This window comes from Oscillochloris sp. ZM17-4 (assembly GCF_019599295.1).
Lineage (GTDB): Bacteria > Chloroflexota > Chloroflexia > Chloroflexales > Chloroflexaceae > Oscillochloris.
Genome location: NZ_JAIEWN010000013.1, coordinates 13,521 through 27,354, shown reverse-complemented (window position 1 = coordinate 27,354; position 13,834 = coordinate 13,521). Strand labels below are relative to the sequence as shown.

General features: G+C 67.3%; 14 protein-coding genes and 1 CRISPR repeat array. Of the genes, 13 read left to right on the top strand and 1 reads right to left on the bottom strand.

The features are described 5' to 3' along the window. The first annotated feature begins 222 nt into the window (after nt 1-222). On the top strand, nt 223-546 hold the full coding sequence (locus K2Z83_RS11725; RefSeq protein ID WP_220595371.1) for an HPF/RaiA family ribosome-associated protein: 324 nt from the start codon (nt 223-225) through the stop codon (nt 544-546). Nucleotides 547-549: 3 nt separating this feature from the next. Beyond that, nucleotides 550-924: a DUF4405 domain-containing protein gene (locus K2Z83_RS11720; protein WP_220595370.1), complete on the top strand. Its 375-nt coding sequence runs from the start codon at nt 550-552 to the stop codon at nt 922-924. 128 nt (nt 925-1,052) lie between these two features. Here K2Z83_RS11720 and K2Z83_RS11715 read toward each other — a convergent pair whose 3' ends face one another. Beyond that, nucleotides 1,053-1,307 (bottom strand): GlsB/YeaQ/YmgE family stress response membrane protein, encoded by a 255-nt coding sequence (locus K2Z83_RS11715; RefSeq protein WP_220595369.1) that lies wholly within the window; start codon nt 1,305-1,307, stop codon nt 1,053-1,055. 249 nt (nt 1,308-1,556) lie between these two features. Here K2Z83_RS11715 and K2Z83_RS11710 point away from each other — a divergent pair, with 249 nt between their 5' ends. The 11 genes from K2Z83_RS11710 (at nt 1,557) to K2Z83_RS11660 (ending at nt 13,754) form a co-directional block, all read left to right on the top strand. After that, nucleotides 1,557-2,297, top strand: a complete 741-nt coding sequence (locus K2Z83_RS11710) for a response regulator transcription factor (RefSeq protein WP_220595368.1) — start codon at nt 1,557-1,559, stop codon at nt 2,295-2,297. A gap of 313 nt (nt 2,298-2,610) precedes the next feature. Continuing rightward, entirely contained in the window at nt 2,611-3,063 is a 453-nt protein-coding gene (locus K2Z83_RS11705) for a hypothetical protein (RefSeq protein WP_220595367.1), read from the top strand. Continuing rightward, a complete protein-coding gene (locus K2Z83_RS11700; RefSeq protein ID WP_220595366.1) occupies nt 3,060-4,751 on the top strand; it encodes an ATPase domain-containing protein in 1,692 nt (563 codons plus the stop codon). The genes K2Z83_RS11705 and K2Z83_RS11700 overlap by 4 nt, the downstream gene beginning before the upstream one ends. A gap of 99 nt (nt 4,752-4,850) precedes the next feature. Further along, nucleotides 4,851-6,215: an extracellular solute-binding protein gene (locus K2Z83_RS11695; protein WP_220595365.1), complete on the top strand. Its 1,365-nt coding sequence runs from the start codon at nt 4,851-4,853 to the stop codon at nt 6,213-6,215. A gap of 5 nt (nt 6,216-6,220) precedes the next feature. Beyond that, nucleotides 6,221-6,492: a CRISPR direct-repeat array (repeat unit 28 nt; unit sequence GGCGACCCGTAAGGGCGCAGCAGCGCCG). A 30-nt stretch (nt 6,493-6,522) separates the two neighbouring features. Then, nucleotides 6,523-7,476: a carbohydrate ABC transporter permease gene (locus tag K2Z83_RS11690; protein WP_220595364.1), complete on the top strand. Its 954-nt coding sequence runs from the start codon at nt 6,523-6,525 to the stop codon at nt 7,474-7,476. 9 nt (nt 7,477-7,485) lie between these two features. Next, nucleotides 7,486-8,346 carry a carbohydrate ABC transporter permease gene (locus K2Z83_RS11685; RefSeq protein ID WP_220595363.1) on the top strand — a complete coding sequence of 287 codons (861 nt, stop codon included), beginning with the start codon at nt 7,486-7,488 and terminating at the stop codon, nt 8,344-8,346. Nucleotides 8,347-8,353: 7 nt separating this feature from the next. Further along, nucleotides 8,354-8,962 carry a tol-pal system YbgF family protein gene (locus K2Z83_RS11680; protein ID WP_220595362.1) on the top strand — a complete coding sequence of 203 codons (609 nt, stop codon included), beginning with the start codon at nt 8,354-8,356 and terminating at the stop codon, nt 8,960-8,962. 386 nt (nt 8,963-9,348) lie between these two features. Beyond that, nucleotides 9,349-10,518: a sensor histidine kinase gene (locus K2Z83_RS11675; protein ID WP_220595361.1), complete on the top strand. Its 1,170-nt coding sequence runs from the start codon at nt 9,349-9,351 to the stop codon at nt 10,516-10,518. A gap of 17 nt (nt 10,519-10,535) precedes the next feature. Then, the gene (locus K2Z83_RS11670; protein ID WP_220595360.1) at nt 10,536-11,195 is read left to right on the top strand and encodes a response regulator transcription factor; all 660 of its coding nucleotides are present in this window, start codon (nt 10,536-10,538) and stop codon (nt 11,193-11,195) included. 140 nt (nt 11,196-11,335) lie between these two features. Beyond that, the gene (locus K2Z83_RS11665) at nt 11,336-12,667 is read left to right on the top strand and encodes a CHASE3 domain-containing protein (protein ID WP_220595359.1); all 1,332 of its coding nucleotides are present in this window, start codon (nt 11,336-11,338) and stop codon (nt 12,665-12,667) included. A 337-nt stretch (nt 12,668-13,004) separates the two neighbouring features. Continuing rightward, nucleotides 13,005-13,754, top strand: a complete 750-nt coding sequence (locus K2Z83_RS11660; protein ID WP_220595358.1) for a hypothetical protein — start codon at nt 13,005-13,007, stop codon at nt 13,752-13,754. Nucleotides 13,755-13,834: the final 80 nt, after the last annotated feature.

Sequence of the window (13,834 nt, the reverse complement as noted above, 5' to 3'; positions counted from 1 at the left end):
ATGGGACTTCAGCCCCCCCCGGCGGTGACGCTGAGCAACAATGACGTGGCCCTATACCCTCCGGCACTACTCTTGCTAGACTAGATGTGGAGAGCATCAGAGTCAGTATCGCCGATTGCAGACAGATTCGTATGAACAAACTTCATATCAGCATGGGGCGCCTCCCCTAGAATACATCGCCTTCGTCGTTTGTCGTCCGTCGTTTGTCGTTCAAGGAAGGATATGACGATGCTTATTCAAATCAACACCGACAGCAACATTCAGGCCGATGCCAGCCTGACCCAAAAGGTCGACGCGATCATAGCGGACAGGATCACGTATTTTGGCGAGCAGATCACACGGCTGGATGTCCACCTGAGCGACGAGAACAGCGACAAAAAAGTCGGCGCCGGCGCGAAGCGCTGCCTGCTGGTGGCAGATCTGGCCGGTATGCAGTCGATCGAGGTGAGCGATCACGCCTCGACGGTGGAGCAGGCTATCGAAGGCGCGGCACAGAAGATGAAGCGCGCCCTCGACAGCGCGCTCGGGCGCCTGTCCAGCAGGTAACGGGTGATCAAGGGCGGACGCACAAACAGGGAAACACCCATGAGCCTTGACCCTGGCGCGCATGGGCGCGCCCATGCCGCAGACCGACACCGCCAGAGCACCCAAAAGGCCCGTCTGCGGGCGCTGATTGCCATGTCCCTGATCGTGCTCTGGATCCTCACCGCCCTGACCGGATTCCTCCTGTACATTGCCCCGGCAGGCCCGCGCTCAGGAGGGCTGATCATGTTCCTCCTGACCAAGGCGCAGTGGGCCGATGTTCACTTCTGGCTGAGCGTTGCCGCAAGCCTGGTCACAATCGGGCACATCGCCATCGACTGGAAGGCGCTCACCGCATGTGTGCGCTTCCTGACTAGTGTCGAGCGCAAGTCGATGCCGTAGACAGGGGATGATGAAGGATGAAGCCAGCTCGCCCGCCCTGATCGGCGCGTAGCCGGGGATCACCAACGGGAGATCGGCAACGCCCAGCTGGACCTCCAGCTGGGCGCAGCGCGCTCGCCCTCATCGCGCTAGGCAAGCCGCCCGCGGCGGACGAGATGCACGATGCCCAGCAGGATGATCGCCCCCACCAGCGAGATGACCATAGAGTTCAGGCTGAAGACGTTCTCGTTGATCGTCGCCCCGCCCAGCAGGAACCCGCCGATCATAGCGCCGACCACGCCGACGATGACATTGACCACCAGGCCGTTCCGGTCGCGCAGCACGAGCCCCGCGCCCCAGCCGACGATCGCCCCGGCGATCAGCCACACAAGTAGATTGACCATAGGATTGTCCCCTTCACGGCTTACGCCGTCTCATCGCAGATACGACCCAAACACGTTTCGACTCAGGAGATCCGCGCCGCCCCAGGTGGCGTACGTGTGGTCTGAGCGGAGCATACAACCCCCGCGCCGCGTCGGTATGAAGGTCGCTCATACCGCAGGCTGGGATGGTGGCCGCACCCGCGCTGGGCGAGATACGCTGGGCGCAGCATGCTGTGTGGCCCACACGACGAATCCTGAAGAAGGCGGCCGATGAACCCGCATGCCACCGCACTCGACTCGGGAACCCGCGTGCTGCTGGTGATCGATCAGCCGCTGCTCACCCAGTATGTCAGCCTCGCGCTCAACCACGGGATCGCCCAGACACAGGTTGCCCTGGACGCGGTGGAGGCGCAGGCTGTGCTCAGCGCCTGGCACCCGCACCTGGCCGTCGTCGATATGGACCTGGCGCGCGGGGCGATCCTGGAGCAGCTCGGCTACACCGCCCCGTCGGCCGCGCGCATCCCGCTGATCGCCCTGACCCGGCGCGGCGACCTGGCGCGCAAGCTGGCCGCCTTCGACCACAGCGTAGACGACATCCTCACCGTACCGTTCTCGCCCGAGGAGCTGGTCGCGCGGCTGCTCGCGGTGCTGCGGCGCACCTACCATACGGTGGTGGCCTTCACGCCGGTGATCCGGCTCGGCGATCTGGAGATCGACATGCTCAACCGCAGCGTGCGCGTGCGCGGCAAGGAGCTGCACCTCACGGCCGTCGAGCAGAGCCTGCTCTACCTGCTGGCCGCCAACCCGGGGCAGCTGCTGAGCCGCGATGTGATCCTCGACCATCTCTGGGGCGCCGACTATGTGCCCGAGAGCAATATCGTCGACCGCCACATTCGCAACCTGCGGGTCAAGCTGCAGGATGGATGGCGGCACCCGCGCTACATCGCGACGATCCCCGGCCAGGGCTACCGCTTTATCGCCACCGCGACGGGCGACGCGCCCGCCAAATAACATCTTCCGGGAAGCTTGGCAAGCTTCCCGGAAGATGTCCCAGCAGGCACATGACGCACTGATGGTGCTGCGGCGCGTCTACGCCGCGCCGCAGCACCATCAGGTTTTTTTGTGGGAGAGCTTCGCTCTCCCACACCCTCACCGTGCGCGGTGTTGTTGCTGGCAACAGGAAGATGTTTTTTTCGGGGAGGGACAGGCTCTTCCCGAGCCCTCCCAGATGAGCGCACTTCATACCGGCGGGGCGCGGGCGTGCTAGGCTCATGCCATGTCATGCGAGGCCACACGCTCTGATGCCGTTGAGAGGACAACACCTGTGGAAGCACCAGCGCCGCTGCTGTCGTTCGCCGAGCGGCTGTCGCGGCGGCGGCTACGTATCGATCCGGGGGGTCGCCAGGACCCCGCCGTGATCGCAGCGCTGGCCGCCGCCGCCTACACGCCGCTGCGCGCCCAGCTCGCCGTCTTTCTGGGCGAGCAGGGCTTTGAGGCACTATGGTGGCGCGCGGTCGCGCTCACACGCCGCCAGTTTCCGGACTGGGCCGATGCTGCGGATGTCGCCGAGTCGCCGCTGCCGCCGGGCCTGTCTGCTGGGCTGAGCGGCGCCGATATGGCCGAGGCCCACCGGCGGCTGATCGCCGCCTTCGCCGGGTTCATCGGGCTGCTCTTCAGCGTTATTGGCGCGGATCTCGGGAGCCACCTCATCTATCAGGCATGGTCGGATCTGCCGCCCGACGCGGCCGAGCCACACACAGATGGAGCCACGCCATGAGCACGCCCCGGCCCGTCGCGCTGCCCCTGCTCCCGACCGGCGTCCCCGGCCTCGACGCCGTGCTCGGCGGCGGGCTGCCCGCGCTCTCCTTCAATCTGATCAGCGGCCCGCCCGGGGCCGGCAAGACCACGCTGGCGCACCAGATCATGTTCGCCAACGCCTCGCCCGACCGCCCGGCCCTCTACTTCACCGTCATGGGCGAGCCGCCGCTCAAGATGCTGCGCTACCAGCAGCAGCTGGCCTTCTTCGATGTCGCCAGGGTGGGCGCGAGCATCCACTTTATCGATCTGAGCGCCTTTGTGCTGGAGCAGGGGCTGAGCGCGACGCTGGACCACATGCTCCAGCAGGTCGAGGCGCTCCACCCCAGCATCGTCATCGTGGACTCCTTCCAGGCGATCACGCGCACCGCGACGGCCACCGAGAGCGGCGCGTTCGACCTGCAGAACTTCACGCAGCACCTGGCGCTCAACCTGACCATCCTGCAGGCCACGACCTTCCTGGTCGGCGATGTGCTCAGCGAGCAGCTCGCGCATAACCCGGCGCTCTCGATCGCCGACGGCATCATCGCGCTCGCGCAGAGCGCCGACCGCAGCTCCGTGGTCCGCAAGCTCCAGGTGATCAAGTCGCGCGGGCAGGCGCCGATGCCCGGGCTGCACACCTTCCGCATCGACCAGTCCGGCCTGCATGTGTACCCGCGCGCGACGATCGCCCTGGGCGAGACGGCGCGGGCGCGGCCGCTCACGCGCGGCACCAGCGGCGTGGCCGGGCTCGACCGGCTGATGGGTGGGGGCATCCCGACCGGCGACGCCGTGCTGGTGAGCGGCCCCTCCGGCGCGGGCAAGTCGGTGCTCGCGGCCCAGTTTATCGCCGCCGGCCGGCAGGCCGGCGAGCCGGGGGTGATCGCCGTCTTCGAGGAGCACCCCAGCGAGTACGTGCGGCGCGCCCAGAGCCTCGGCATCGACCTGGAGGCCATGGAGCGGGACGGCCTGCTGAAGATTATCTACATCCGCCCGCTGGACCTCTCGCCGGACGAGGCGCTGTATGCGATCCGCAGCGCCGTGCAGGCCATCGGCGCCCGGCGGGTGGTCATCGACTCCTTATCCGGCTTCGAGCTGGCCCTGGCGCCAACCTTCCGCGCCGATTTTCGCGACTCGCTCTACCGGCTCGTGGGGGCGCTGACCGGGATCGGGATCACCGTCCTGATGACCATGGAGATCATCCAGAGCCCAGGCAACCTACGCTTCAGCCCCTACGTGATCTCGTTTCTGGCCGACAATATCATCCTGCTGCGCTACGTCGAGATCGCTGGGCAGATCAAGAAGCGCCTGGCGGTGGTCAAGATGCGCAACAGCGCCCACAGCAGCGCGCTCAGGCCCTACGAGATCACCGCCCAGGGCATGGTCGTCCGCGCCCCCCTGGCCGAGCAGCGCGGCCAGGGCGCGGCCGCAGAGCGCGCGGGGGCCAGGAGCGCGGCCTATCCGGGGCTGACCGCGGAGGAGACGGTGGTCTTACAGGCGCTGATTGAGCTGGGCGAGACGCCGGCCGATCTGCTGGCCCGGCGGGCCGGGATGCCCGAAGGCCCCGGCCTAACTGCGGCGCTCCATCGGCTCGTCGGTCTCGGCTACGCCGTCCGGCTGGACACCGGCAGCGACCTCAGCTACCGGCCAGTGGCGCAATCCTTGGAGTGAGATCACATCCAGGATGAAGGAACTTCACACCGCCGCGCGGTGAACCTGCTACGCTCATGCCACCCACAATGTATAGGATGACGAACAAGGAGGTTCGTGATGATACCTACGAGAGGAATAGGCCGGCGGCTCGGGCCATGGCTGATCGCGCTGCTCGCCCTCGCGCTGATGCTTACCAGCTGCGGCGCTGCCCAGGTGACGCCCGCGCCAGCAACGACCGCTGATGCGGCCGCCCCGGTCGCTGCGACGGCCCCAGCCGAGGCGGCGATCACGGGGAAGATCCAGATCGCGGTTGTGGCCGGCGCGATGCTAGAGACGATGAAGAGCCTCGCCAAGGACTTCGAGGCCGCCCACCCGGGCACCACCGTTGAGGTCATCAACGAGCCCGAGGGCGGCGCGTTTGAGGCGCTGATCGCCGCCGGCAACCAGCCCGACCTGATCACCGGCTCGTTCGGCTATATGCCCGCGAAGTACGCCGCGATCAACGCGCTGGTGCCACTTGAGGATCTGCCCGGGGCCACCGAGCTGTTCGCGCGCCTTGACCCGAAGACCGTCAACCAGGACTTCGGCCACAACTTCTACGTCCCGCTCGGCGTCGATGTCACGGCGATGATCTACAACAAGGACCTCTTCAAAGAGGCTGGGCTCGACCCCGAGAATCCGCCGCAGACATGGCCGGAGTTCCTCGCCGCCGCCGAAAAGATTCAGGCCCTGCCGCCCCGCGCCGATGGCTCGAAGGTGTACGGCACGGTGTTCTGGAACGAGGCCCTGGCCTTCGGCGGCTGGTACTGGAACATGCTCCAGCCGCTCTACCTCAACGGCAACCAGAACACCTGCGAGATGGTGAACAGGCTCGGCACCGACATTGTCTTCGACAAGCCCGAGTGCAAGATGGACGCCTTCTTCACCTTCGTCACGCAGGCCCAGAAGTACGCGCCGCCGACGATGGAGAAGAACTTCTTCAGCCGCTCGATCGGCATGTGGTCGCAGTACGGCTACTCGTGGGAGCCGAACCTGCAGACGGCCAAAGATACGCCGATGGCGATCGGCGTCGATGTCGGCATCGCCCCGGTGCCGGTGCCCGAGGCCGGGCAGACCAGCTACACCACCCTCGGCGGCCGCCCGATGATGCTTATGAAGACCACGCCCGCGCGCCAGGCGACGGCCTGGGCGTTCATGCAGTTCATGATGGAGGACGCCAACAACCTCCAGTTCATCAAGGAGCTGGGCTACCTGCCGGCGATCACGACCCTCCAGAGCGACCCGTACTTCGCCGAGCCGGCCCGCAAGCCCTTCGTAGACATGCTCAAGACGGCGGTCTACCCGCAGGCGCTGGCGAACTTCGACGCCGCCGTCACCGCCGTGCTCGGCGTCTACCAGGAGACAGTCATCCAGGGCGCGCACACCCCCGAGGAGGTCGCCGCCCTCGCCGCGACGCGGGCCCGCGCCGCGCTGAAGAAGTAGCCGTCGGCGACCCGTAAGGGCGCAGCAGCGCCGCGCTGCTGCGCCCCAACAACAAGGCGACCCGTAAGGGCGCAGCGGCGCCGCGCTGAAGAAGTAACCGTCGGCGACCCGTAAGGGCGCAGCAGCGCCGCGCTGCTGCGCCCCAACAACAAGGCGACCCGTAAGGGCGCAGCAGCGCCGCGCTGAAGAAGTAACCGTCGGCGACCCGTAAGGGCGCAGCAGCGCCGCGCTGCTGCGCCCCAACAACGAGGCGACCCGTAAGGGCGCAGCAGCGCCGCGCTGCTGCGCCCCAACAACGAGGCGAACTATGGCGACACAAACCGCGAACATCCCGCGCGCGCAGCCGGCGCCAGGCGCGCCGACCCGAGGCGCACACCTGTGGCGGCAGATGGTGCGCTACCGCTGGGGCTATATCTTCATCGCGCCGTGGATTCTGGTCTACGCGCTCTTCGGCATCTACCCGCTGGTGCTCTCGTTCTACCTCACCTTCTTCAACTACTCGTTCGTCCGGCCCGACGACCTCACCTTTGTCGGGGTCGGGAACTGGGTGCGTGGCATCCAGGACGTGCTCTTCTGGCAGAGCACCTTCAATATCCTCTACAACCAGGCGATCTTCATCTCGCTGACGCTCGGCCTGGGCCTGATGACCGCGCTGCTGCTGAAGCAGATCACGCGGGGCGGTCGGATCTTCCGCACCATCTACTTCCTGCCCGTCGTCACCTCGGTGATCGTGCTGATGGTGATCGGCGGCTACCTGACCAGCGCCACCGGGCCGATCCAGAGCCAGCTGCTGCGCGCCGGCATCATCAGCCAGCCGGTCTTCTGGCAGTCGACGTTCTGGCTGCCGATGCCGGTGATCGCCGTGATCAACTCCTGGAAGTGGTTTGGCGTCGGCACGGTCATCCTGCTGGCCGGGCTCTACTCGATCGACCCGCAGCTCTATGAGAGCGCCAGCCTCGACGGCGCGAACGGCTGGCAGCTCTTCTGGTCGATCACCATCCCGCAGCTCATGCCGCAGATCTTCTTCCTGCTGGTGGTCGACTTCATCAATGGCCTGCAGATGTTTGGCGAGGTCTATGCGATGTTCGACATCTACGGCGGGAACCAGCACCAGGCGCTCACGCCGGTGCTCTACCTGTACGCGCAGGCCTTCGACCAGTCCAATATGGGCTACGCCTCGACGCTCGGCCTGATGCTCGCGGCGCTGATCGCGCTTGTCACTATCCTCCAGTTTCGCTTTGTGCCGAGAGATGTGGATTGAGGTGCTGCTATGGCAATTGCTGCTCGCCCAACGACACCGACCCAGGCGCGCCGCTGGCAGAAGATCACGCGGCTGCTGCCCTACGTCGTGCTGACACTTGGCACCGTGGTCGTGTTCTACCCGTTCATCTACATGCTTATGAACTCGCTCAAGCTGGGGCGCGAGATCCTGCACAGCCCGAACGCGCTGCCGAGCGAGATCACGCTCACCGGCTACACCGGCGTGTTCACGCGGCTGAACGTCCTGCTGCTGCTGCGCAACTCGGTGTTTCTGGCGGTGTCGATCACGCTGCTCAACACCCTGCTGAGCGCGCTCGGCGCCTACGCGGTGGCCAAGATCCCCTTCCCCGGCCGCAACCAGATCTTCGCCTTCATGATGGCGACGATGATGATCCCGGGCGTCCTGTTCCTCATCCCGACCTACGTGCTGATGTATAACCTGGGCTGGGTCAACCAGTTCCAGTCGCTGATCATCCCGGCGGCGGTCAGCGTCTACAACATCTTCCTGCTGCGCCAGTTCCTCCAGACCATCCCCGACGAGCAGCTTGAGGCCGCGCGGCTCGACGGCGCGGGCGACATCGGGATCTTCTGGTGGATCGTCCTGCCGCTGATGCGGCCGGCGCTGACCAGCGTGGCCATCCTGACCTTTATCGGCAGCTGGAACGACTTCTTCGGCCCGCTGCTCTACCTCACCGACCCGAACCTCTGGACGGTGCAGGTCGGGCTGCTCCAGTTCCAGGCCGGCGTGCCGGGCGAGAATATTCAGGAGATCTGGGCCATGATCACGATCATCACGCTGCCGCTGGTGATCTTCTACTTCATGCTCCAGGACCAGTTTGTGCAGGCATTCGCCAATGTGAAGTTCAAGTGAGGCCGCTATGGGCATGAACCAAGGGATAGTCGCGCCGACGACGGCGCACACAGCCAGCCCGCATGATGACAGCGCCGGCGAGGGCGGGCGCCTCGCCCGCCGTGTGCTGCTCGGGGTGGTGATCGTGGCCGCGCTGTTTGTCGGCACCTATGCGCTGGCCTGGTACCGCGCCTCGCAGCTCGCCAGCGCCTTCATGGCCGACGCAGACCAGAGCTACGCCGCCGGCAAGTACATCGAGTCGCTCACCGGCTATGAGGAGTTCGACCCGCCGACGAACAGCTACGTCACGCGCGGCGGCTATATGAAGGTCGCCAAGATCTGGGCCGACCCGCAGGCCTGGCCGCGCCCGGCGGGCGCCGCGCAGGCCCAGGCCCGCATCGACGAGATCCTCAGCCAGAAGCTGACCATCGCGGACGCCGAGGGCTTTATCCAGGCCAATGTCGGCAAGTCGAGCCCGTACATGGGGCTGATCTACCTGCGCCTCGGCGAGCTCTACGCGCAGTCGGGCGACCGCGAGGGCGCCAAGGCGGTCTACGCCGATATCGCCAAGCTCTTCCCCGGCGACGCCGAGCTGATCGCGCGGGCCGAGGCGGATATGGCGCGGCTGAATCGCTGATGTGGCTCATCGGGCGGCAGCCCTAAAAACCGGCGTTGTGTTGTGTTGTCCACAATGGCCAGCTCTGCTGGCCATTGTGGACAACACAACAAGAAATTCCGGGGGCTCGGGGCTTACCTTGATGCGTATGCGGGGGAGGCTTCGCCCGGCTGCTGCAACGTCCTATGATCGCCGGTCAGCCCCCTCTCCCCTTGTGGGAGAGGGGGGCAGCCCATTGGCGTGCGATCCGGCTCCCCTCCCCCCCGGTGGGGGAGAGGCTGGGAGTGAGGGGGATGGGCGACGTTGCACATGCCCTGGGACGCCCGCCCCCTCCAGTGGGGAGACAGCCCTCCCGTGCTATAATCTGGATCAGACTCTCTCACTACCTGTACTGCAAGGCCTGCCAGATGTGTCCACCGCACGACCCCCCGCGTCCTGCGGCACCACCGAATCCGGATCGCGACGAGGCGAACGACCGCCACGCGCGCGCCGCCCGGGAGCTCCAGATTCGCACCGCCCAGCTGGAGCTGATCGACCGTCAGCTGGCCCTGGTCTGCTGGACAACTGACTCCGAGCTGCGGCTGACCAGCGTCTTCGGCACGGGCATCCCCGATCTCCCAAGCGACCCCCAGCCCTACCTTGGGCAGCCGGTACACGCCTACTTCGCCACCGCCGGCGTGCCCGAGGCGCTGCGCGAGCAGAGCGAGGCCGCCCATCGCCTGGCGCTCACCGGCGCGCGTTCCGCCTACCAGCGCGCGCTGGGCGGCCAGCTGGCGGCGGTGCAGGTGGAGCCCCTGCGCGATAGCGCCGGGCAGATCACCGGCTGTGTCGGCGCTATGCTGCCGCTCACCGCGCCGATCCGGCTGCTCCACGAGCTGCAGTCCAGCCACGACCGGCTCCAGACCCTCACGGCCCAGCTGCTCAACGCCCAGGAGACCGAGCGCCGCGCGATCGCCCGCGAGCTGCACGACCAGATCGGACAGGAGCTGACGATCATGACCATGCAGCTGCAGGATCTGGTGTCCGCCGAGCCGGCGCAGCTGCCCGCGCACGTGGAGGAGGTGATCGCCACCATCGATCAGGTGCTCGCCAAGGTGCGCACGCTGGCCCTCGACCTGCGGCCCTCGCAGCTCGACGACCTGGGGCTGGACGCTGCGCTGCGCTGGTACTTCGAGCGCCATTGCAGCCACGCCCGGCTGCACCTGCACCTGGATCTGACCCCGCCGCACCCACGCGCGCCGGCTGCGGTCGAGACGACCTGCTTCCGCATCGCCCAGGAGGCCATGACCAACATCCTGCGCTCAGCCCAGGCGAGCCAGGTCTGGGTCACGCTGGCCAGCGATGGCGCGGGGCTTACCCTGACGGTGCGCGACGACGGGCGCGGCTTCGACGTGGCAGCGGCCCACGCGCAGGCGATGCAGAACACGAGCCTGGGGCTGCTGGGCATGGAGGAGCGGGCGGCCCAGATCGGCGGGCGCTGTAGCATCGAGTCCGCCCCCGGCCAGGGAGCCACCGTGCGGGTCTGGCTGCCGCTGCCCCCCGCCGGCGCCCCCCCCGAAGCCATGAGCGATCATTGACCGAGAGAGGAGTGACCATGGCCGCGTTACGTGTCGTGCTGGCCGACGACCACGAGCTGGTGCGGGCCGGCATCAGCGCCCTGCTCCAGCGCATCCCCGACCTGAGCGTGGTGGCCGAGGCCGCGAACGGCCACGAGGCGCTGCGCCTGATCGCCCAGCATCGCCCCGACCTGGTGCTGCTCGATATCACCATGCCCGAGCTCAACGGCCTAGAGGTCGCCGATCAGGTCGCCCGCGACTTCCCCGCCACCCGGGTGATCATCCTCTCGATGCACGCCACCAGCGACTACGTGCTCAAGGCGATGCGCGTCGGCGCCAGCGGCTATCTGCTCAAAGGCGCCCGCCTGGCCGAGCTCGACCTGGCGATCAGCGCGGTGATGCGCGGTGAGACCTACCTGAGCCCGGCGGCGGCCAAGCACGTCGTCGGCGGCTACCGCGACCAGGCCGGCCGCGCGGACAGCGCCGAGTCGCCTGAGCAGCTCACCCCGCGCCAGCGCGAGATCCTCCAGATGATCGCCGAGGGCAAGACGACCAAAGAGATCGCCCAGATCCTGACCCTGAGCGCAAAGACGGTCGAGATGCACCGCGCCCAGCTGATGGAGCGGCTCGACATCCACGATGTCGCCGGGCTGGTGCGCTACGCCCTACGCACCGGGGTGATCTCCGATGAGCGCTGACCCAGGGCGACACTGGCCGTCACCCCAGGAAATTCCTACGTTCGCGCGCCATCCCCGTGCGCTATAGTTGTCATTCGTTTCCATGCCTGCTGCGATCAGTATGGCATGCATGGTCATGATGCACGGCTAGGATAGGGGCTATGATGCGGCGCAGCCTTGCAGCAGCAGTTGTTGGCGGGTTCGGGGCCGCGGTCGCCCTGCTCGTCTGGATCAGCATCCTGGGCTACCAGGAGAATGCCGCGCTGGCGCGTAACGCCGCGCTGGTCAGCCATACCCACCAGATGCTTGAGCGCCTGGCCGATCTGCGCGGTGCGGTAGACGTGATGAACACCGGCGCCGCGTTGCTGCAGTCGACGAGCTCGCCGGTGGCGCTCGCTGTCACCCGCCAGGCGATCGCGAGCATCCCGCCGACGCTGGCTGACCTGCGCACGCTGACGGCCGACAATCCCTCGCAGCAGGCCCGGCTCGACGATCTGGAACCGCTGCTCCAGGCTCGGGTCAGCGCGACTCAGTCCGCGCTCGACAGCGGCAGCCCGACGGCCGGTGTCGCCCCCGCAGACGAGGCGATCGATGACCTGATCCGCGCGATGGTGGACGAGGAGCGCCAGCTGCTGCCTGAGCGCACCACCCGCACGACGGACAGCGTGCGGCGCACCGCGCAGCTGATCGTGAGCGGCAGCGTGCTCGGCCTGCTGATCGGCACGCTCACGACGGGCATCGCCCTGCGCGCCCTGCGCGGGCGTGAGCAGGCGCTGCGCGAGCTGACCATCCTGAACGCGCACCTCGACGAGCGCGTCCAGCAGCAGACGGCGGCGCTGACCATCCTGACCGCGCAGCTGACCGCGCTCTCACACCAGCTGCTCACCCGCCATGAGGTCGAGCGTGGCACGGTCGCGACCACCTTGCGCGAGGCGATCGGCCAGGATATCGCCGCGCTCCAGCTGAACCTCCAGATCCTCGAAGATAGCAGCGCCGACCCAGCCGTCCATGTCCAGCTCCAGCAGAGTATGGGCCTGATCGATCAGGTGCTCGACCAGATCCGGGCCGTCTCGCTCGACCTGCGCCCGGCCGCACTCGACGATATTGGGCTGCTGGAGGCGCTCCGCACCGAGATCGACCAGGTTGCGGCCGTGCGTGGCGTGCCGGTCACCATCGACGCCGCGCCGCTGCGCACCCGCCCGGCGGCGGCGGTCGAGGCGGCCTGTTTCCGGATCGCCCAGGATGCGATCGCCGCGTTTAGCCACACGCCGGGCATCCAGGCGATCACGATCACGCTGGCCGAGCAGCCCGATGGCATCGAGTTGGCCATCTGCGGGCGGCCGACCGAAGCGAGCAATGGCGATTCCCCGCCCGATCTGAGCGATGCGCCGCTGGAGCTGCTGGCGATCCGCGCGCGCGCCGCCGCCGCCGGTGGCGATGTGACGATCACGCCGACAGAGATCCGTGCGCGATTCCCACACACGGCGGCGTAGCGCCGCCGAGAGCAGCGGGCAGGACGGCTGAGCCAGCATGGGTGCGCAGGATCGCGTTCTGATGCGATCCTGTCCTGCGCTCTGCGCTCAACCGCTCTGCGCTCGGCGATAGCGCCCCCATAGCTCCCCGGCTGCAACCTGAGGTCTTTCCCCGGCCCACCCCCCGGAGTTTCCCTACTGCCCACCTGCGTCGCTTCTGGCTACACTGGCACCATCACCGACGCGGCACGGCGGGAGCCGCAGCGGGCCGCGAGAGCCCACGCCGACCACCGCAACTGCGCCGATTGGCCGCTTGATGGATCAGCATGCACAGAAAATAGCCAAGGAGCACACGGGTATGAATAGTCTCATCGTTCGCTGGCTGGGCTCGGCCCTGGTCGCCGGCACGCTCGCCGTCAGCAGCGTCCTGCCCAGCTACGCCGCGCAGTCGGTCGCGCCAGAGCAGGGCGTGCCGGGCACCGCCTTTGTCTTTAAGGCCGACGGCTTCTCGACCAATGGCGAAAAGGTCGCCTTCTGGATCAACACCCCTGATGGGCAGGTCATCTCGACCAAGCCGCTGCCGAAGGCCGACAAGGCCGGCAACACCACCACCCCGCTCATGGCCGACGCGGGCACGACGGGCGAGGCGACCCTCTACTGGACCGCGCCGAGCACTGCGGCGCTCGGGAACTACACGCTAGTTGCCCACGGCCTCGCTAGCCAGCACGAAGACGTGATCCCCTTCAGCATCGACCCGCAGGGCAGCATGCGCGTCGTGCAGACCGACATCACCCCGGCGTCCGGCCCTGCCGGCACGGCGTTCGTCGTTCACGCGACCGGCTTCCAGGGCGCGACCAAGGGCGACACGGGCGAGCAGGTCTCGTTCTGGATCAACACCCCTGATGGCAGCATCATCTCGACCAAGCCGCTGAGCAGCGCCGACAGCGCCGGCAACACCACCACGCCGCTGCTGGCCCAGGCCGGCGCCGATGGCATCGTGAAGATCTTCTGGGACGCGCCGGCCAGCGCGATGCCCGGCAGCTACACCATGGTCATCCACGGCCTTGACAGCCAGCACGAGGTGGTCGTCCCCTTCAGCATCAAGTGACGGCTCCCAGGGCTAAAGCTCCTGGGCTTCAAGGGGATGCCGCCCCATCTCGCCGCAGGTCGAGCACATCTTGGTCGTGT